At 68.4% G+C, this 20,299-nt stretch carries 14 protein-coding genes and 1 tRNA gene; 10 read left to right on the top strand and 5 right to left on the bottom strand.

The window, feature by feature from the left end; genetic code table 11:
- Nucleotides 1–264: 264 nt before the first annotated feature.
- From J7U46_RS13290 to J7U46_RS13275, 4 genes are all read left to right on the top strand, one after another.
- Complete coding sequence (locus tag J7U46_RS13290; protein WP_282826549.1) at nt 265–1,449, top strand: VWA domain-containing protein; 1,185 nt, start codon at nt 265–267, stop codon at nt 1,447–1,449.
- Nucleotides 1,446–3,266, top strand: coding sequence for a BamA/TamA family outer membrane protein (locus tag J7U46_RS13285; protein ID WP_282826548.1), 1,821 nt, complete (start codon nt 1,446–1,448; stop codon nt 3,264–3,266). Before J7U46_RS13290 ends, J7U46_RS13285 begins: the two co-directional genes overlap by 4 nt.
- Nucleotides 3,266–7,255, top strand: coding sequence for a translocation/assembly module TamB domain-containing protein (locus J7U46_RS13280; protein ID WP_282826547.1), 3,990 nt, complete (start codon nt 3,266–3,268; stop codon nt 7,253–7,255). Before J7U46_RS13285 ends, J7U46_RS13280 begins: the two co-directional genes overlap by 1 nt.
- 67 nt (nt 7,256–7,322) lie before the next feature.
- The gene (locus J7U46_RS13275; protein WP_282826546.1) at nt 7,323–8,141 is read left to right on the top strand and encodes an SOS response-associated peptidase family protein; all 819 of its coding nucleotides are present in this window, start codon (nt 7,323–7,325) and stop codon (nt 8,139–8,141) included.
- A gap of 63 nt (nt 8,142–8,204) precedes the next feature.
- On the opposite strand, the gene J7U46_RS13270 is transcribed toward J7U46_RS13275, so the two are convergent.
- Nucleotides 8,205–8,279 (bottom strand) — tRNA-Arg (locus tag J7U46_RS13270).
- Nucleotides 8,280–8,643: 364 nt separating this feature from the next.
- On the opposite strand from J7U46_RS13270, the gene J7U46_RS13265 reads away from it, so the two are divergent.
- Nucleotides 8,644–10,077, top strand: coding sequence for a S41 family peptidase (locus J7U46_RS13265; protein WP_282826544.1), 1,434 nt, complete (start codon nt 8,644–8,646; stop codon nt 10,075–10,077).
- Between the two features lie 66 nt (nt 10,078–10,143).
- Here the strand turns inward: J7U46_RS13265 and J7U46_RS13260 are convergent, their stop codons facing one another.
- The gene (locus tag J7U46_RS13260) at nt 10,144–11,334 is read right to left on the bottom strand and encodes an MFS transporter (protein WP_282826542.1); all 1,191 of its coding nucleotides are present in this window, start codon (nt 11,332–11,334) and stop codon (nt 10,144–10,146) included.
- A gap of 102 nt (nt 11,335–11,436) precedes the next feature.
- Here J7U46_RS13260 and J7U46_RS13255 point away from each other — a divergent pair, with 102 nt between their 5' ends.
- The 5 genes from J7U46_RS13255 (at nt 11,437) to J7U46_RS13235 (ending at nt 16,296) form a co-directional block, all read left to right on the top strand.
- Nucleotides 11,437–12,375 (top strand): LysR family transcriptional regulator, encoded by a 939-nt coding sequence (locus tag J7U46_RS13255; RefSeq protein WP_282826540.1) that lies wholly within the window; start codon nt 11,437–11,439, stop codon nt 12,373–12,375.
- Nucleotides 12,376–12,383: 8 nt separating this feature from the next.
- A complete protein-coding gene (locus J7U46_RS13250) occupies nt 12,384–13,130 on the top strand; it encodes a HesA/MoeB/ThiF family protein (protein ID WP_282826538.1) in 747 nt (248 codons plus the stop codon).
- Nucleotides 13,131–13,240: 110 nt separating this feature from the next.
- Nucleotides 13,241–14,128, top strand: coding sequence for a TIGR00730 family Rossman fold protein (locus tag J7U46_RS13245; RefSeq protein ID WP_282826536.1), 888 nt, complete (start codon nt 13,241–13,243; stop codon nt 14,126–14,128).
- 10 nt (nt 14,129–14,138) lie between these two features.
- A complete protein-coding gene (gene rocF / locus J7U46_RS13240) occupies nt 14,139–15,059 on the top strand; it encodes an arginase (protein ID WP_282826534.1) in 921 nt (306 codons plus the stop codon).
- A gap of 130 nt (nt 15,060–15,189) precedes the next feature.
- Nucleotides 15,190–16,296, top strand: a complete 1,107-nt coding sequence (locus J7U46_RS13235; RefSeq protein WP_282826532.1) for an EAL domain-containing protein — start codon at nt 15,190–15,192, stop codon at nt 16,294–16,296.
- 28 nt (nt 16,297–16,324) lie between these two features.
- On the opposite strand, the gene J7U46_RS13230 is transcribed toward J7U46_RS13235, so the two are convergent.
- From J7U46_RS13230 to J7U46_RS13220, 3 genes are all read right to left on the bottom strand, one after another.
- Nucleotides 16,325–17,164: a DUF429 domain-containing protein gene (locus J7U46_RS13230; protein WP_282826530.1), complete on the bottom strand. Its 840-nt coding sequence runs from the start codon at nt 17,162–17,164 to the stop codon at nt 16,325–16,327.
- A 57-nt stretch (nt 17,165–17,221) separates the two neighbouring features.
- Complete coding sequence (locus tag J7U46_RS13225) at nt 17,222–18,778, bottom strand: methyl-accepting chemotaxis protein (RefSeq protein WP_282826528.1); 1,557 nt, start codon at nt 18,776–18,778, stop codon at nt 17,222–17,224.
- A gap of 94 nt (nt 18,779–18,872) precedes the next feature.
- Complete coding sequence (locus J7U46_RS13220; protein WP_282826526.1) at nt 18,873–20,261, bottom strand: formimidoylglutamate deiminase; 1,389 nt, start codon at nt 20,259–20,261, stop codon at nt 18,873–18,875.
- Nucleotides 20,262–20,299 lie beyond the last annotated feature (38 nt).

Here is a 20,299-nt window from a genome sequence, read left to right as displayed (position 1 = left end):
CAGCTCTTGCGCTGTTGAGCGGCGGGAATATATCAGCGCAATATGAGCCCCATCCCCCCTGAGCTGGGTGGTGTGCGGAGAGCGCCGCCGGCTCAGTCATCGGCTTGCGAATTTGGATTCGCAAGTGGGATGGCCTCATGGGGCCAGGTCTTGCCTTGATGCAGGCGCCGACCGGCGGCGCCAGTCTCGCCTGGGCCCGGGCCGGCTTCTGCATAATCGGGCGAACCCTCCTCGACGCTCCCGGCTGCCTGCCTGACCTGCTTCATGCTGATCCCCTTCTTCTTCACGTTGCGCGCCGCCAAGCTGCCGGTCTCGGTCAAGGAATACCTGACCCTGATCGAAGCGCTGAAGAAGGGCGTGATCGGCGGCGACGAGGGCACGCCTTCGGTCGACGATTTCTACTTCCTGGCCCGCACCTGCCTGGTCAAGGACGAGGCCCACTTCGACCGCTTCGACCGCGCCTTCGCCGCCTATTTCAAGGGCGTGGAGCTGCTGACCGACTTCACGAAGGAGCTGCCCGCCGACTGGCTGAAGCAGCACCTGGAACTGAACCTCACGCCCGAGCAGAAGGCGGCCATCGAGAAGATGGGCTGGGACGAGCTGATGAAGACGCTGCAGGAGCGGCTGGAGGAGCAGAAGGAACGCCACGAAGGCGGCAACCGCTGGATAGGCACGGGCGGCACCAGCCCGTTTGGCAACAGCGGCTACAACCCGCAGGGCATCCGGATTGGCGGCAAGGGCGGCAACAAGAGCGCCGTGAAGGTCTGGGACCAGCGCAGCTACAAGGACTACGACGACCAGCTCGAGCTCGGCATCCGCAACATCAAGGTCGCCCTGCGCCGCCTGCGCCGCTTCGCGCGCGAGGGCTCGGAGCTGGAGCTCGACCTGGACGACACCATCCACAAGACCGCCGCCAATGCCGGCATGCTGGACATCCGCATGATCCCGGAGCGCCACAACAAGGTGAAGGTGCTGCTCTTGATGGACGTGGGCGGCACCATGGACGAGCACATCCACCGCGTCGAGGAGCTGTTCTCGGCCGTCAAGAGCGAGTTCAAGCACCTCGAGTTCTATTACTTCCACAACTGCGTCTACGACTTCGTCTGGAAGAACAACCGCCGCCGCTTCGCCGAGAAGTTCCCGACCTGGGACATCATTCGCAAGTACAACCGTGACTACAAGCTGATCTTCGTTGGCGATGCCACGATGAGCCCCTACGAGATCCTGCAGGCGGGAGGCAGCGTGGAATACAACAACGAGGAAGCGGGCGCCGAATGGCTGCAGCGCCTTACCCATGCCTTCCCCAAGTACGCCTGGATCAACCCGGAGCCGCAGGGTGTCTGGCAGTACCGCCAGAGCATCGCCCTGATCCAGCAGCTGATGCAGCAGCGCATGTTCCCGCTCACGCTGACCGGCCTGGAAGGGGCCATGCGCCTGCTGTCCAAATGAGTTTGCTGCGTCTCCCTGCTGCCGCCTTGCTGCTGCTCAGCCTTGGTGGCTGCGCCCTCTTCCAGGGGCTCGAAGACAAGCCCGAGAAGCCAGCCCCCACCACGCCGGAGCAGCGCCTGGTGCAAAGTTACGAGCTGCAGATCGAAGCGCCGTCCGCCAATCTGCGCGAGCTGCTGGAGGAACACCTGGACCTGGCCCGTTTCCAGCGCACGCCCGAGGCCGAGCGACCCAGCAGCGTCGAGCTGGACCGGCTGCGCCTGCTGGCGCCGGCCCAGGCCAAGTCGCTGCTGGAAACGGCCGGCTACTTCGATGCCCAGGTCGAGGCCCTGCTCGAGGCCAGAGACAGCAGCAAGCCGCTGATACGCATCAAGGTCACCGCTGGCACGCCCAGCCGCGTGCGCCGCGTGACCTGGTCCTTCGAGGGCGAGATCGCCGCTGCTGCAGGCGCTCCCTTGCGCGAGGCCTTGCAGTCGAACTGGCCGCTCGAGGCCGAGTACCGTTTCACGCAAACGCGCTGGTCCACCGCCAAGAGCGAAGCCCTGGTGCGCGCCCGCGCCCAGGGCTATCCGCTGGCACGCTGGGCCGCGACCCATGCGCAGGTCCACACGGCCGAGCAAGCGGTAGACCTGGAGCTGACGCTGGACAGCGGTCCCCTCTTCCACCTCGGCGAACTGCGCATCGAGGGCCTCGAGTTCTACCCGGCCGAGGCCGTGACGCGCCTGGCCGGCTTCAAGCCCGGGCAGGCCTACACCGAGAAGGCGCTGCTGGAGTTCCAGGAGCGCTTGCAGAAAACCCAGCTGTTCGATGCGGTGGCGGTCGACATCCAGCGCGATGCCGAGCTGGCCGCCGCCGCACCGGTGCTGATCAAGCTGCGCGAGTCGCCACGCCAGCAGGCCACGACCGGCATCGGCTACCACGCCAACACCGGCCAGCGCGTCACGCTGGAGCACCTGCACCGCCAACCGTTCGGCCTGGCCCTGCGTGCGCGCACCAAGCTCGACCTGGGCCGTGACCTGCGCGCCGCCGACCTGGAGCTGTCTTCCTATCCGCAGCCCGACATGCAGCGCAACCTGGCCGCACTGCGCAGCGCGCAAGACCGCTCGGGCGACAAGATCGTCACCAGCCTCAGCCTGCGCCTGGGCCGGCTGCGCGAGACCACCGAGGACGAGCGCCTGATCTTCGTGGACGCCACCCGCGCCCGCGAGACCTCGACCGCGGGCGAAATCCAGAGCGGCGCGCTTTCGCTGAACGGCAACTGGACGCGCCGCCGCGTCGACTCCATCCTGCTGCCCACCGAGGGCTACACCGCCAAGCTGGAACTCGGCGCCGGCCGCGCCGACAGCAGCGACGCGCAGAGCGGTCTGTTCGGCCGCTCGCGGCTCTTGCTGAACTGGTACAAGCCGCTGAACGGCTGGTATGCCAATGTGCGCACCGAGCTCGGCCAGGTCTATGCCGCCAACGCGGTGGGCCTGCCCGAGACCCTGCTGTTCCGGGCCGGTGGCGATGAATCGGTGCGCGGCTATGCGTACCACGACCTCGGCCCGGTGAAGAGCGGCGTCGCCGTTGGCGGCCGCGCGCTCTGGACCGGCAGCCTCGAGCTGGCACGGCCGATCAGCGAGAACCTGCAAAGCCTCTGGGGCGCGGCCTTCATCGATGCCGGCCAGGCGGCCGACAGCTTCGGCGCTCTGAAGCCTGTCGTCGGATGGGGCGCCGGTGTGCGCTGGCGCAGCCCGGTCGGGCCGCTGCGGCTGGACATCGCCCGCGGTCAGGCCACGGGGCGCTGGCGCATGCATTTCAGCGTAGGAATTGCGCTGTGATGCGCCGCACACGCTGGCTGATCGGCACGGCGCTCGCCGTGCCGGTGCTCACGCTCACCACCGTACTCGGTGCCTATGGCCTGGCCAGCACCGAGTCGGGCAGCGCCTGGCTGCTGGCGCGGCTGCCGGGCGTGCAGGTGCAGGCACCGCAGGGTTCGCTGCTGGGCAGTTTCTCGGCCCGCCAGGTCCATGTGGCCCTGCCCGGTGGCGACAGCCTGGACCTGCGGGGCCTGCGCTGGCAAGACCTGACCCTCGGCGTCTGGGCCCGCCGCCTGACGATCGCCAGCCTGGAGGCCGAGCGCCTCGCCTACCAGAGCGCGCCCAAGGTCACGAGCACGCCCTTGCAGGCCCCGGCCGATCTGCGCCTGCCGCTGGAACTGGCCGTTGCCCGCGTGAGCATCGGCGAGTTGGTGGTGCCAGGCCTTGAGCAGCAGCCGCTGCGCGAGATCAGCGGCGCCCTGAGCCTCGGCACCCAGCACCGCCTGCAACTGAAAAGGCTGCATTGGGATCGCCTGACACTCGCCGGAGAGCTCCAGCTCGGTGCCGATTCGCCGCTGCCGCTGCAAGGCCAGGTGCAACTCAAGGACGACGGCACGGCCGGCCGGCCCTGGGAGGCCCAGGCCACGCTGAGCGGCCAGCTCAGCAGCATCGCCACGGCGCTCAGCCTGCAGGCCGAGGGGCAATCGTTGCGCGCTCAGGCCCAGGTCCTGCCCTTTGCTGCCTGGCCGCTCGCCGCCCTGCAGGCCCAGGTCGAGCGCCTGGACCTGGCCGCGCTCTACAGCCAGGCGCCGCGCACGGCGCTCACGGGCCAAGCCGAGCTGAAGGCGAGTGGCTGGCAGCAACCGGCGCAGTTGCTGGCCCACCTCAGCAATGGCCTGGCCGGCCGCTGGGACCAGGGCCGGCTGCCGCTGCGCACCGTGCAGCTCAGCCTGCAGGCTCCGCCCCAGCATCCCGACCAGTTGCAATTGCAATCGCTGGAACTCGAACTCGGCGACGGGCGCGCCGCCGCCGGGCGCGTCAGCGCGCAGGGCCGCCATGCCGGCGATGGCAGCTGGCAGATCGACAGCCGCATCCGCGAACTGCGCAGCGCCGAACTTGACGGCCGGCTCGCGGCGCTGCGCTGGAGCGGCAGCCTCCAGGCCAGCGGCCAGGGCCTAGCAGGCGCGATGAAACTGCAGGCCCAGCTGGAGGCCCAGTTCGAGAAGGCGGCCAACAAGCCGCCGCTGCAACTGCGCCTGGCCGCCGAGGGCAACCGCCAGCAAGTGCATCTGAGCGAGCTGCTGCTGCAGGCCGGCGGCTCCCAGCTTCAGGCCCAGGGTGACGTGCAGTTGTCGGCCGCGTGGAAGCTCAAGGGCAGCGCGCGGCTGCAATCCTTCGACCCGCGCCTGCTCTGGGCCGGCACGGCCGGCTCGGCCTGGCAGCGCGGCGAGCATGGGCTCAGCGCCGAGGCGCAGATCGATCTTCAGGCAGCGCCTGCCGGCCAGCGCTGGCCCCTCGGCACGGCTCGCCTGGAGCTGCAGCCAAGTCGCCTGCAAGGCCAGGCGCTGCAAGGCCAGGCCGACTACCAGGCCAGCGCCGGCAGCGCGCCGCGTCTGGTGGCCCAAATCAGCAGCGGCGAGAACCGCGTGCAGGCCGAGGCCCAGCCAGGCAACGCCCAGGTCGAGCTGCAAGCGCCGCGCCTCGCCGCGTTCGCGCCGTTGCTGGCCCTGTGGCAGCCGGAAGCCCGCCTTGCGGGATCGCTGCTGGGCAAGCTCAAGCTACTGCTCGATGCCGAGCTGCGTCCCTCGGCGGTGAGCGGCGAGCTGCAGGGCCGCGACCTGCTGTGGGCCGAAAACAAGAGCACCGCCAGCGAATGGCGCATCACCCAGCTGAACCTGCAAGGCGAGGCCGGCAGCACGCTGGACGCGCCACTTCGCCTGCAACTGCAGGCCCAAGGCATGGGCCAGGGCGCCGGCCATCAGGTGGGCCGCGCCCTGCTGGATCTGCAAGGCAGCTGGGCCCGACATCAGGCCCGGCTGGAGCTCGATGCCCAGCTGGCGCTGACGCCGGCCCTGCAATCCATGCTGGGCGAGAGCGGCAAGCTAGCATCAAAAGTACGCGCCTCATTGCAAGCCGGCTTCGATGCCCTGCCCCAGCTGAACAGCGAGCGGGGGCTGCGCTGGCAGGGTTCGATCAGCGAGCTGCTGCTGCGCCCTGCCCGGCCCGAGCAGCCGGCCTGGGTATCCAGCCAGGGCGCGCTCGGCTTCGAGCTCGGTTTCGAGCGCGGCCTGGCCGCCGGCCCCAGCAGCCTGCGCTTGCAGCCGGGCCGCATCGAGGTCGGTGGCGCGGCACTGGCCTGGCGCCGGGGTGAGTGGCAACCGGCCGGTGCGCTGCAGGCCGACATCCAGCTCGAGCCGCTGGCCGTGGCACCGCTGCTGCGCCGCTGGCAGCCGGACTTCGGCTGGGGCGGTGACCTGGTGATAGTCGGCCAGATCAAGCTCAGAAGCAGCCCCAAGGTCGAGATCGATATCGAGCTCTTGCGCGAGCGCGGCGACCTGAGCGTGACCGACGAGCGCGGCCCACAGCAACTCGGGCTCGATGCCCTGCGCCTCGCGCTTCAGGCGCGCGATGGCCGCTGGCAGTTCCACCAGGCCTTGGGCGGCAGCAGCCTCGGCCTGCTCGGCGCCACCGTGACGCTGCAAGCCGATCCACAGGCGCTGTGGCCCGGGCCGAAGTCCAGCCTGGAAGGCATGCTGCAGGCCAATGTCGCCAACGTGGGCCTGTGGGGTCGCTGGGTGCCGCCGGGCTGGCGCGTTGGCGGTGCGCTCACGGCCGGACTCGCGCTGGCCGGCACGCTGGAAGCGCCGCAGCTGCTGGGCCAGGCCGAGGGGCAGAAGCTCTCGCTGCGCAACCCGCTGCTGGGCGTGGACGTGCGCGATGCCGACTTCCTTTTGAAACTGGTGGGCGAGCGCGCCGAGCTCGTGCGCTTCCTCGCCCATGGCCCCGAAGGCCAAATCACGGCCAGCGGCCAGGCGGTGCTCGGCGAGAAGCCGCAGGCGCAGCTGCAGATCAAGGCCGAGGGGCTGACACTCTTGAACCGCGTCGACCGCCGCGCCCAGATCAGCGGCGAGGCCAAGCTGGCGTTGGCCGAGCAATCGCTGGAGCTGGACGGCCGCATCAAGGTCGACAGCGCGCTCTTCGATTTCTCGCGCGGTGATGCGCCCAGCCTGGATGACGACGTGCAGGTCATACGCCCGCAGGCCGCCAGCGCACCGGCTGCAGCGCAGGCGCCGGCCAAGCCGCGCAAGGTCCGCATCGACCTCGCAATGGACGCCGGCGACAAGCTGCAGCTGCGCGGCCGAGGCTTCGAGAGTCGCCTCGCCGGCGAGCTCAAGCTGGTTCAGCGCGATGCCAGTACGCGGCTGACCGGCAGCCTGCGCACCGTGGGCGGCACCTACGCGGCCTATGGCCAGAAGCTGGAGATCGAGAAGGGTGAGCTGATCTTCACCGGCCCCTACGACAACCCGCGCCTCGACGTGCTGGCGTTGCGGCCCAACACCGATGTCTCGGTCGGCGTCGCCCTCACCGGCACGGCGCTGGCACCGCGCATCAAGCTCTACGCCGACCCGGACATGAGCGACACCGACAAGCTCTCGTGGCTGCTGCTCGGTCGCGCACCCGAGGGCCTCGGCCGGGCCGACACCGCCGTACTGCAGCGTGCCGCCCTGGCCCTCTTGAGCGGCGAAGGCGAAAGCCCCTCGGGCCGCTTGATGAAGAACCTCGGCCTCGACGAGCTCTCGCTGTCGCAGAACGACGAAGACGCGCGCGGCACCGTGGTGCGCCTCGGCAAGCAGCTCTCGCGCCGCTGGTACGTGGGCTATGAGCGCGGCCTGAATGCCACGACGGGCAGCTGGCAGCTGGTCTACCGCATCGCCCAGCGCTTCACGCTGCGGGCCCAGAGTGGGGACGACAACGCGGTCGATCTGATCTGGTTGTGGCGCTGGCGCTGATGGCGGCAGCGCGCCGCATGCCGACTGCCCTCGCATGCAGGCACCGGCGGTGTGTAAAGTCGCAAGCATGTGCTCGAACTACCGGCCGGTGACTCTGCAGGATCGACTGCTTGCACATTTCGGAGTCGTCCGACCCGACGAGGAAGAGCCGCCGGAGTTCACGGCCCCGGGATACCAGGCCCCATTCATCGTGCGGGCCAGTCACCGCGACACTCTGGCCAAGCGATGCCTGATTGGCCTGTTCGGCCTGCTTCCTGAGTGGGCAGAGAACCTGGCCTTTGGTCGCAAAACCTACAACTGCCGGTCGGAGACCAAGACCAGCAAGCCGGCCTTCAGGGAGGCCTGGCAATCTGAACATCGTTGCGTCATTCCGGCAGAGGTGCTGTACGAGCCTTGCTACGAGTCGGGCGATCCCGCCCGATGGGCGATCCAGCGAGCTGATGGCGGCCCCCTCGGGGTGGCAGGCCTGTGGGGCCTCTGGCACGACCCTGCCGGCCGTGAAGTCCTGAGCTTCACCATGCTCACCGTGAACGCAGACGGGCATCCGATTTACCTGCGCATGCACGCTCCTACCGATGAGAAACGCATGCCCGTGATCCTGCGAGAGCAGGACTACGACGACTGGCTGCATTGCTCCAACGAGGAGGCCGCGAAGTACATCGCGCAGTATCCGGCCGAACTGCTGCTGGCCTATCCGGACCCTGTGCCCTGGAAGGTGTTGCCGGACCCCAAGCATTGGACCTCCTCGCCGGACATGTTTGCCGACGAATGGCGCCAGGCTTCGGTCGACGCCAAGGCGCGCGCCTTGAAGGCACGCCGGTCCCGACCCAAACCCAAACACGAAGGTCCAGCGGAAGAAGGGCCGGCGACGGGCGATCTCTTCTAGGGCAAGGGGCATGACGCGCGCCAAGAGTGCCCTGTGGCATGAGCTGCAGGCAGTGACTTGGCATGGTCCCTCCGACAGGAATCGAACCTGTATTTGCCGCTTAGGAGGCGGCCGTTCTATCCATTGAACTACGGAGAGAGGGAGCGGATTGTAGGGCTAGCCTCGCGGGCCACCGGCGAGCGGCGGCCGCGGTCATCCCGGCCCCGCCAAGACCGGCCGATCAGCCCGGATTTGCAGCCCAGCAGCGTTTCTTTACATCGCGCCGCAATGGCCGCCGCAGGGGCTGCAGATCCGGGTCCGGTGCGCCGAAAGTCACCCCATCGTCAGCCGCTTTTTGTGTCTGCTTTGTCACTGCCATGCCCGAAATGAGGGGTTGCCCGGCCTCTTACCAGCATCGCCAAAGAAGGCAAGAGCCTATACTTGGGACGAGCCTGGTGGCGGCCCTCAAACGCCCCGCCAGGCCGCATCAATACTGGATTCTTCGATAGGAATTGCTCGCATCATGGGTGCCAAACTGAAAGTCGCAGGCTGGGTCGCTTTGGGCGCCATGGCTGGGGCGCTGACCACGATGCAGCTGCAAGCAAATGCGCGCAGCGGTTCGGGTCTGTCGCCGCTGCCGCTCGAAGAGTTGCAACAACTCGCCGCCGTGTTCGGCATGGTCAAGTCCGACTATGTCGAACCGGTCGACGAAAAGAAGCTGATCAACGATGCCATCGCCGGCATGGTGGCGGGCCTGGATCCGCACTCGCAGTTCTTCGACAAGAAGAACTTCAAGGAATTCCGCGAAGGCACGACCGGCAAGTTCATCGGCGTCGGCATCGAGATCGGCATGGAAGACGGGCTCGTGAAGATCGTCTCCCCGATCGAGGGCTCGCCCGCCTTCCGTGGCGGCTTGAAGAGCGGTGACCTGATCAGCAAGATCGACGACACGCCAGTCAAGGGCCTGACCCTCGACCAGGCCGTCAAGAAGATGCGCGGCGAGCCGGCCACCAAGGTCACGCTCACCATCTACCGCAAGGCCGAAAGCCGCAGCTTCCCCATCACCATCGTGCGCGAAGAGATTCGCATGCAGAGTGTGCGCGCCAAGGTGGTCGAGCCCGGCTATGCCTGGCTGCGTGTGAGCCAGTTCCAGGACCGCACGATCGAAGACTTCGCCAAGAAGCTCGAAGAGATCTACAAGCAGGAACCCAATCTGAAGGGCCTGGTGCTGGACCTGCGCAACGACCCGGGCGGCCTGCTCGAAGGCGCCGTGGCACTGTCGGCCGCCTTCCTGCCCAAGGACGTGGACGTGGTTTCGACCAATGGCCAGATCGCCGAATCCAAGTCCACCTTCAAGTCGAGTCCCGAGTACTACGTGCGCCGTGGCGCCAACGACCCGCTGCGCAAGCTGCCGGCCGCGCTGAAGAGCGTGCCCCTGGTGGTGTTGGTCAATGAAGGCTCGGCCTCGGCCAGCGAGATCGTTGCCGGTGCCCTGCAAGACCACCACCGCGCCATCATCATGGGTGCCCAGACCTTCGGCAAGGGCTCGGTGCAGACCGTGCGCCAGCTGAGCCCGGACACCGCGCTCAAGATCACCACGGCCCGCTACTACACACCGAGCGGCCGCTCGATCCAGGCCAAGGGCATCGTGCCCGATGTGATGCTGGACGAGACCGCCGAGGGCAATGTGTTCGCCGCCCTGCGCATGCGCGAGGCCGATCTCGAGAAGCACCTGGCCAATGGCCCCGAGGCCAAGGATGAAGCCCGCGAGAAAGCCCGCGAGGAAGCGCGCGCCAAGCTCGAAGCTGAAGCCAAGAAGAATGAGCTCAAGCCCCTGCCCGAGTTCGGCAGCGGCGAGGACTTCCCGCTGGTCCAGGCCCTGAACCGCCTGAAGGGCCAGCCGGTGCTGGTGTCCAAGACGGCCACCGAGCGCAAGGCCGAAGCCAAGACCGAATAAAGTCCGGCAAGAGGCAAAGCAAGGGCCCGCAGCAGCGGGCCTTTCTCATTCCAGAGCGGCAAGCGATCAGCGACGCAGCCGCACGACCAGGGCCAGGGCAGCCGCTCCGGCCGCCAAGGTGCAGACGCCGCGCCAGCCATACTCGCCCATCGCCAGTCCGCCCAGCCAGGAGCCGCTGCTCATGCCCATGAACATCGCGCCGATCAGCACCGCGTTCAGCCGGCTGCGCGCCGGCGGCTCGATGCCGTAGACGATGCTCTGGTGCGAGACCAGGCTGGCCTGGAAGCCGAGGTCGAACACCAGGGCTGCCAGCGCCACCAGCCACAGGCTTTGCGGGCCCAGGGCCATCGCTGCAAAGGAAGCCAGCACCAGGCTGGCGCCCAGCAGGATCACGCGGCCAGGCCCACGCCGGTCGGCCATGGCCCCAGCGAGTGGTGCAGCCAGCGCGCCGGCCGCACCGGCCAGGCCGAAGGCACCGGCCACCGTGCTGCCGAGATTCAGCGGCGGGCTGTGCAGCATCAGGGCCAGCGTGGACCAGAAAGCGCTGAAGGCCACGGCCAGCAGCCCCTGGGCCAGCGCCGCGCGGCGCAGCTCGCGGTGCCGCTTCAGGAGGCTCCAGAGACTGGCCAGCAGTTCGCCATAGCCGAGCTGCGTGGTCGGCGCGAAATGCGGCAGGCCGCGCCGCAGCAGCCAGGCCAGCAGTGCGATGCTCAGCGCCGCCACGGCAAACACGGCGCGCCAACCCAGCTGCTGGGCCAGTGCACCGCTGACCACACGCGACAGCAGGATGCCGAGCAGCAAGCCCGTCATCACCGAGCCCACCGTCTTGCCGCGCTCCGCTTCCGGCGCCAGCGTGGCGGCGGCTGGCACCAGGTCCTGGGCCAGCGTGGCCGAGAGACCGATCAGGGCGCTGGCCAGCCAGAGCACCCAGAGCTGCGGCGCCAGCGCCGCCAGCGCGAGCGACAGCAGCAGGGCCAGGGCCTTGATGAGGATGATGCGGCGGCGGTCGAAGCGATCACCGAGCGGTGCCAGCAGCAGGATGCCGGCGGCATAGCCGAGCTGGGTCAGCGTGGGCACGAGGCCGATCTCGGCGCTGCTGGCCCCGAACTGCTCGGCCAGGCTGCCGAGCATGGGCTGGGCGTAGTAGAGCCCGGCCACCGAGAAGCCGGCACCGGCCGCCAGCAGCAGGACCAGGCGGCGCGACAGGCCCGGGGCGGCCGGGGCCTGGGGCAGCGAGGAAGTGAAGGTCTGTTCCATGAGGGGGGCAATCGGTGGCAAGGGCAGCAAGGCTGGCAGTTTCTCGAATTCGGGTTTCGCATAGAAGTACAGTGGCAAGCATTTCTTGAATACGCTTTCCGCATGACAAGAACCCCCGGCAATGACCGGCTCGATCTGCTGCAGACCTTTGTCCGCATCGTCGAAGCCGGCAGTCTTTCGGCTGCGGCCACCCAGCTGAACACCACGCAGCCCACCGTCAGCCGGCGCCTGAAGGCGCTGGAGCACAGCCTCGGCCTGCGGCTGCTGCAGCGCTCCACCCATGCGCTGCGGCTGACCGAGGGTGGTGCCCAGTGCTATGAGCAGGCCCGCACGCTGCTGGCCGATTGGGATGCCATGCAGGCCACATTGCGCGGCGCCCAGGAAGAGCCCGAAGGCCTGCTGCGCGTGCTGGTGCCGCATGCGCTGGGGCAGTTGCAGCTGATGCAGCCACTGATCGAGCTGCTGCGCCGCTCGCCCCGGCTCAGCGTCGAATGGCTGCTGGACGACCAGCCGCCCAAGTTCCGCGCCCAGGACCTGGACTGTGCGATTCGCGTGGGCAGCCTCGTCGATTCCTCGGTGGTGGCGCTGAAGCTGGCCGAGATTCCGCGCATCGTGGTCGCCGCGCCCAGCCTGCTCGAAGGCCGGCCGCTGCCGCAGGTGCCGGCCGACCTGAACAGCTACGACTGGCTGGCCCTCGGCACCTTCTATCGCAACGAGCTGACACTGCTGGGCCCGGGTGGCCAGCAGGCCAGGCTCACGCTGCGGCCTCGCCTGATCACCGACAGCCTGTTCGCACTGCGCAATGCCGTGCAGGCCGGCCTCGGCGTGGCGGCCATGTCGGCCTGGCTCACGCAGGCGGACCTGGCCAGCGGCGAGCTGGTGCAGTTGCTGCCGCAATGGCGGGCCCCGGCCCTGCCGGTGCACCTGATCTACCCCTACCAGCGCCACCAGCCTGCCAAGCTGCGCCACTTTGTGACAGCGATGCGCGACAGCCTGGCCAGCCTCGCCGACCCGGTCCTGGGGCTTAAGCTCGCACCATGAGTGACACCATGAACGACGAACAGCTGCTGCGCTACTCGCGCCACATCCTGCTGGACGAGATCGGCATCGAAGGCCAGCAGCGCCTGCTCGATGGCCATGCCCTGGTGATTGGCGCCGGCGGCCTGGGCTCCCCGGTGGCGCTCTACCTCGGCACGGCCGGCGTGGGGCGCATCACCCTCGTGGACCACGACACCGTGGACCTGACCAATCTGCAGCGCCAGATCGCGCACCGGCAGGACCGCATCGGCCAGCCCAAGGTCGAGTCGGCCGCGCAGAGCATCCGCGAGATCAATCCGGGCGCCGAGGTTCGCACCGTGCAGCAACGCGCCGACGCGGCCCTGCTCGACGAGCTGGTCCGCGAGGCCGACGTGGTCTTCGATTGCAGCGACAACTTCTCCACCCGCCATGCGGTCAACGCCGCCTGCGTCAGGCATCGCAAGCCGCTGGTGGCCGCCGCCGCCACCGGCTTCGACGGCCAGATCAGCGTCTACGACCGCCGCCAGCAGGACTGTCCCTGCTACGCCTGCCTGTTCCCGCCCGACAGCCGCTTCGAGGAGCAGCGCTGCGCCACCATGGGTGTGTTCGCGCCGCTGGTGGGCGTCATCGGCAGCCTGCAGGCGGCCGAGGGGCTCAAGCTGCTGGCTGGCCTAGAAGGCGGTCTGCGCGGCCGCCTGCTGATGCTGGACGCACGAACGATGGAATGGAACGAGATCGGCGTGCGGCGCGATGGGGAATGCCCCGTTTGCGCCGAATGAATGCGATGTTCAAGCGCTAAATACGGAAGAATATTCAGCCGGCCCTGACTTAAGCTGCCGCCCGGCGCGCGAGCGCCCTCCCTGACCGCCTGCCTCCCGCGGGAACCATCATGAAAAAGCGCAACCCGCTCAACGCCCGCAACTTTCCCAGTGCCAAGGAAGAGGCCCGCAAGCAGGCCGTCGTGCCCCCCGCCTACGACAGCGACCTGGCCGCCTACCGCCTGGCCTTTGTCGACGACGACTTCCTGCTGCGCGAGGAGTTGCGCCCGGTGCGCATGCAGCTGGAGCTGCTGAAGCCCGAGCTGATGCAGCAGGAGCAGGGCATCAAGTCGACCCTGGTGATCTTCGGCAGCGCGCGCATCCCTTCGCGCGAGGCGGCCGAGGCCGGCCTGGCCCGGGCCGAGGAGGCTGGAGACGCCGCCGCACTGGCGCGTGCCCGCACCCAGCTGGCCATGAGCCGCTACTACGAGGAGGCGCGCCGCTTCTCTGCCATCGTCACGCGTGCCTCGCTGCAGCGCGAGGACCCGATCTACGTGGTCACCGGCGGCGGCCCCGGCATCATGGAAGCCGGCAACCGCGGCGCCTACGAGGTGGGCGGCCGCAGCATAGGCCTCAACATCGTGCTGCCGCATGAGCAGGCTCCCAATCCCTACATCACGCCGGAGCTGTGCTTCCGCTTCCACTACTTCGCGCTGCGCAAGATGCATTTCCTGATGCGCTCGGTGGCGCTGGTGGCCTTCCCCGGCGGCTTCGGTACGCTGGACGAGCTGTTCGAGGCCCTGACCCTGATCCAGACGGGCAAGTGCCGCTCGCGGCCCATCCTGATGTTCGGCCGCGAGTTCTGGACCCGGCTGATCAACTTCGACGTGCTGGTCGAGACCGGCATGATCAGCCCCGGCGACGAACAGCTGTTCCACTTTGTCGAGACGGCCGAGGAGGCCTGGGCCCTGCTCGAGAACGAATACGACATGAACCCTGCCGCACCCGATGCGGTCTGAAAGACCCGCTATGACCACCCTGAGAAACGTATCCCTGATCGGCGCGCCCACCGACATCGGCGCGGGCGCCCGTGGCGCCAGCATGGGCCCCGAGGCCCTGCGCGTGGCTGGCCTCGGCGCCACGCTGGAGGGCCATGGCGTCGACGTCGTCGATCGCGGCAACCTGAGCGGCCCGTCCAACCCCTGGCTGCCGCCGGTGGACGGCTACCGCCACCTGAACGAGGTCGTGGCCTGGAACCAGGCCGTGCACGAGGCCGTCCATGCCGAGCTGAAGCTGGGCCGCATGCCCATCCTGCTCGGCGGCGACCATTGCCTCGGCATAGGCTCGATCAGCGCCGTGGCCCGCCACTGCCGCGAAACCGGCAAGAAGCTGCGCATCCTCTGGCTCGATGCCCATGCCGACTTCAACACCAGCCAGCTCACGCCCAGCGGCAATATCCACGGCATGCCGGTGGCCTGCCTGGCCGGCCACGGGCCGAAGGAGCTGATCGAGATTGGCGGCCATGTTCCGGCCATCAGCCCCAAGTGGGTGCGCCAGATCGGCATCCGCAGCGTCGATGCCGGCGAAAAGCGCTTCGTCCACGAGCAGGAGCTCGAAGTCTTCGACATGCGCTACATCGACGAGATGGGCATGCGTCACACGATGGAGCTGGCCCTGGCCACGCTGGACGCCAACACCCACCTGCATGTGAGCTTCGACGTCGACTTCCTCGACCCCGACATCGCCCCCGGCGTTGGCACCACCGTACCCGGCGGCCCGACCTACCGCGAGGCCCAGCTCTGCATGGAGATGATTGCCGACACCGGCCGCATGGCCTCGCTGGACGTGATGGAGCTGAACCCGGCGCTGGACGTGCGCAACAAGACGGCCGAGCTGGCGGTGGACCTGATCGAGTCCTTGTTTGGCAAATCAACCTTGATGCGGAAGTAAGTTTGCCCTGCCTGCGGCAGACGGAAAGTCGACCCTCATGCGCAAGTAAGGCGCCGAAACCGCAGGCTATCCCGGTGGCAGCCTGCAATGCCGCCCAGTACCATTGCCCTGACCTTGCCCTAGGGACGTCATGCACAAACAATGGTTCTTCGAGGCCATCTCGGCCGATGGCTCCCGGCTCACCTATGTGGTGAACACGCTGCCGTTTCGCATCGGGCGCGAATCGGACAACGACCTGGTGGTCAACTCCACCAGCCTGAGCCGCCGCCATGCCGAGCTGGCGGCCGATGTGTCGGGGCGGCTGCGCCTGACCGACCTGGACAGCACCAACGGCAGCTTCGTCAACCGCGAGCGCATCAGCGGCTCGGCCCTGCTGTCCGAGAACGACATCGTCCACTTCGGCCATGCCGAGTTCCGCCTCAAATCCATCCTGCTCACCGGCCCGGCAGCGGCCCTGGCGGCTGACGACGGCCGCACGGTGCTCGTACAGCCCGGCGCCACGCTGAGCGAGTACTTCTCGCCCAAGGAGGCGCAGTTCCGCGCGCTGCTGGAGGGCACGGGGCTGTCGGGCGCGGCCCAGCCCATCGTGCGGGCCCAGGGTGGCCAACTGTTCGCCTACGAACTGCTCGGCCGCAGCCAGCATCCCGAGCTGCCGGCCTCGCCCATGCATCTGTTCAGCCTGGCGGCCCAGCTCAACCTGGAGGCCGAACTGAGCGAGGCCTTCCGCAGCCACGGCATCCGCATGCTGGCGCCCAAGCTGGGAGCCTCGGCGCTTTTCGTCAACACGCATCCGCTCGAGACCTTCGAGCCGGGCTTCCGCACGGCGCTGGAGCAGACGCTGAAGCAATGGCCTGAGCTGCAGCTGATCGTCGAGATCCACGAAACCGCCGTGATGGAAACCGAGCGCATGCGCGAACTCGGCGCCTGGCTCAAGGACATCGGCGCCCGCTTCGCCTACGACGACTTCGGCGCCGGCCAGGCCCGGCTGAACGAGATCGGCGAGGTGCCGGCCGACTTCGTCAAGTTCGACATGGCCCTGATACGCGGCATCCACCAAGCCAGCGAACGCAAGCTGCGCGTGGTGCGCGACCTGGTCAAGCTGGTCACCGACCTCGGCTCGGTCACGCTGGCCGAGGGTGTTGAGGAAGAGGCGGAAGCCCAGGTCTGCCGCGAACTCGGCTTCCAGCTGATCCAGGGCTACCTGACCGGCAAGCCGCGGCCTTTCGAGCTGGTCTGAGCCATGGGCCCTGGTCACCCGGCGGCACTCAGGCGCTGGTGATCCAGCCCTCCAGCGCATCCATGTCCTCGGGCATGCCGTAACGCGCCTGCTGCGAAGCCCAGGCCGCCTGCATCAGGCACAGCACGGCATCGAGCTTGTCGCCCGAGCCATCGGCCGCCAGCTCATCGCGCTGCGCATGGCTGAGCTTGAGGCGCAGGCCGAGGCGGCTGCGGCCCTGCTCCAGGGCCTCGATCACATCCTTGCGGGCGATCAGGCGTTCAGGCGTCTGCATCGCCTTGGTGTCGCTCTTGTAGCTGCGCCGGCCTATCAGCTCGCGAGCCGTGAGGCCCGGATAGCCCTCCAGCGCCAGCCTTGCCGGGTCACCCTCATGCAGGCCAGGCAAGCTTGCGCCGGCGGCCAAAAGCAGCGGCAAGCCGGCGTGCAACATGTAGGCCACCGGCGGGTTGACCCATTTCATGCTGGGCGAGGAACCGGCCGGGCCGTCGCAGACACGGTGCGCGAACTTGCTGCCGGCTGGTCGGGCCGCACAGAAGGCGGCAAACAGCTCGCGGATCTCGGCGCGGCTCAAGGATGCGTAGTGCTCGATCAACGGCCGCCATTGCAAAGGCCAGCCCAGCGTCTCCACCAGCTCGCGCGGCAGGCTGAAAGGCAGGTCGAACACGCCGAGCCAGGGCTGCGGCTGCTTGAGCCAATCACCGAAAGCTTCGAGGGTTTCAAAGGACTGCAAGCCCTCCAGGCGCAGGACCCAAGCATGGCGCTCGCCCCGGGCCATCCAGATGGGCTTGCGCCGGCTTGGCGCGCTGGTGAAGTCGACGCCGAGCAGCAGCGCAGGTACGGCCGCCGGGGCGGATGAAGAAGAAAGCATGGCCGGCACTGTAGCCGCGCCGGCTGTTCCCTATCGCTCTACCCTGGCCTTGCGCGTTCAGGCCAGCTTGAACACCGACACCGAGCGCGCCAGCTCCTCGGCCTGCTGCTGCAGGCTCTGTGCTGCGGCGGCTGACTCCTCCACCAGGGCCGCGTTCTGCTGCGTCATCTGGTCGAGGTTGGCGATGGCCTGGCCGATCTGGTTGATGCCCGAACTCTGCTCGGCCGTGGCATTGCTGATCTCGGCAACGATGCCACCCACGCGCTCGATCGAGGACACGATCTCCTGCATGGTCTGGCCGGCGCGCTGCACCAGCACGGCGCCACTCTCCACGCTCTCGGTGCTGGCCGTGATCAAGGCCTTGATCTCCTTGGCCGCCTCGGCACTGCGCTGGGCCAGCGTGCGCACTTCGCCGGCCACGACCGCGAAGCCGCGGCCCTGCTCGCCCGCGCGCGCGGCCTCAACCGCCGCGTTCAGCGCGAGGATGTTGGTCTGGAAGGCGATGCCGTCGATCACCGAGATGATGTCGCTGATCTTGTTGCTGGAGGCACTGATCTTGCCCATCGTGCCCACCACCTCGCCCACCACCGTGCCGCCCCGATGGGCCACCTGCGCGGCCTGTTTGGCCAGTTCGTTGGCCTGGCGGGCCGAGTCGGCGTTGTGGGTGACGCTGGCCGTGAGCTGCTCCATGGCCGAGGCGGTTTCCTCCAGGTTGGAGGCGGCCTGCTCGGTACGCTGGCTCAGGTCATTGCTGCCCACGGCCACCTCGCGCGAGGCGGTGGCGATGCTGTCCGTCGCGTTGCGCACGCCGCTGACCACGCCCTTCAGCGAGGCCTGCATCGCCTGCACGCCGCGCATCACGGCCGAGGTTTCGTCGAGCCCTTGTGCACGCACCTCATGGCTGAGGTCATGCTGGGCAATGCGCTCGGCGCTGCCCACGGCATCAGCCAGCGGCTGCAGGATGGAACGGATGTTGAAGAAGGTGTAGGTGCCTACGCAGAGCACGCCGGCCGCGATCACGGCCAGCAGCGCGCGGCGCACCGAGCGCTCATGCTCGCCGAGCTTGGCGGACTCTTGCTCGCCGTGCTGGTCGATCAGCTGCGTCATCTCGCCAAGCGCCTTCTCCAAGGCACGCACCGGCCCCTTGATGGGTTCAAGTGCCTTGTTGGCCGCCGCGGTATCGGCGAACTCGCCCTTCTCGACCCGGTCCGCCACGGCCAGCAGCCCGGTGCGGTAGTCCTCCAGTTGCTTGAGCATCACCGGAGGCATCTTCTGCACCGCCGGAGCCACATCGAGCTTGTTGATGTTGGACAAGCCCTCGGTGGTCTTTCGATAAGCCTCCAGCCACTCTTTGCGGTACTTCTCGACCGCCTTGGGGTCCTGGGCGTTGATCAAGAGGTCTTTCTCGTACCGCCGCAGATTGCCGACCTCGGCGCGAACGCCGGCCATCTCGGTCAGCGACTGCACGTCGTTGTTGTTGTAGTGGACGAATTTCTCGCGGGCCTGGCTGAGGCTGTAGAGCCCCTGGAAGCCGATGACCACCATCGTGAGTATGGCCAGGGCGGCCAGCGCGAACAGGCGCGCACGGATCGTGAAATTGCTCAGTGACAACATGGCAACGCTCCCAACGAAAGGCTGAGGATCCACTGCCTGGAAGACTACCAGCGCGCGGGGCGGCGCAGCAAGGGCTATTCGCCCCGGTCACCCCCTAGTCGTCCGTCCCGGACCACAGCGAGCCCATCACGGACTCAAAGCCTTCGCCGATCTGCGGCGCCGCCTCGTGCTGCCCCTGCTGGAGTCGGCATTGCCCGGCCACGAAAACCTGGCGCAAGACCTGACCCTGGCTGCCAAAGACCAGGCCGTCGAGCCGGGCGGCGGCGGGAACGCCGAGCAGTCCCGAGGCCCCGCGCTCCAGCACCAGGAAGTCGGCCCGGGCGCCAAGCTGCAGCCCCCAGGACGCGAGGCCGGCCGGCGCGGCGCTGCCAGCCCGCATGGCCTCGAACAGGCGCTCGCCGGTCGAAGGCCGGCTGCCCGGCGCGGCCGCGACATTGCGGCGCTGCAAGCCGAGGCGCTGGCCATACTCCAGCCAGCGCAGCTCTTCCACCCAGTCGCGGCCGACATGGCTGTCCGAGCCCAGCGAGAGCGGCACGCCGGCGGCCAGCCAGCCTGGCAGGTCGCAGAGGCCGTCGCCGAGGTTGCCCTCGGTGCTGGGGCAGATCACCACGCCGGCACCGCTGGCGGCAATCTGCGCGATCTCGTCCGGCGTGCTGTGCGTGGCATGCACGAGCTGCCAGCGGGCGTCGGGCCGGATCTCGTTGGCCAGCCACTGCATCGGCCGCTGGCCGGTGGCGGCCAGGCAGTCGCGCACCTCCTGCTGCTGCTCGCTGATGTGAATGTGGATGGGCAGCTCTGCATCGCCGACCAGGGCCTGCAGGCGGCGGATGTCGTCGGCATGCGCCGCGCGCAGCGAATGCAGGGCCACGCCGGCGTTCAACAACGGGCGGCCGGCGGCATTGATGCGACGGCTGGCGTGCCAGACCCAGTCGGCATCGGTGGCGAAGCGGCGCTGATCGGGCCGGAGCTGCGGCTGCTGGAAGCCCGCATGGGCATACAGCACCGGCAGCATCGTGAGGCCGATGCCGACCGCTTGCGCCGCATCCGCCAGGGCCCAGCTCATGGCCAGCTCGTCGCCATAGGCCGAGCCATCTTCACGGTGCTGCAGGTAGTGGAACTCGCAGACCTGGGTGTAGCCGCCGCGCAGCAGTTCCAGGTAGAGCTGCGAGGCAATCGCCTGAAGCTGCTCCGGCGTGATGCGCAGGGCCACGCCATACATGCGGTCGCGCCAGGACCAGAAGTCGTCGGACTCGCTGTCGCGCCGCTCGGCGAGGCCAGCAAAGGCGCGCTGGAAGGCATGGCTGTGCGCGTCGACCAGGCTGGGCATCACCGGGCCTTCGAGCTGCTCGGCGCCTGCCGGTACCGGGACGCCGGCCGTGATTCGCTGCCAATGGCCGTTGCTGCCCACCTCCAGCAGCACCTCGCGCTGCCAGCGGCCGTCGACCCAGGCCTCGCTCGCCCAGAAACTCTTCACATTGCTCACTGGTGCACCCTTCGCGCTGCTCGCTGTCCCGCCAAGCG

The organism is Pelomonas sp. V22, from assembly GCF_030014915.1.
Classification (GTDB): domain Bacteria; phylum Pseudomonadota; class Gammaproteobacteria; order Burkholderiales; family Burkholderiaceae_C; genus JAUASW01.
The sequence above is the reverse complement of the archived record's forward strand: the minus strand, read 5'-3'. Positions and strand labels throughout refer to the sequence as shown.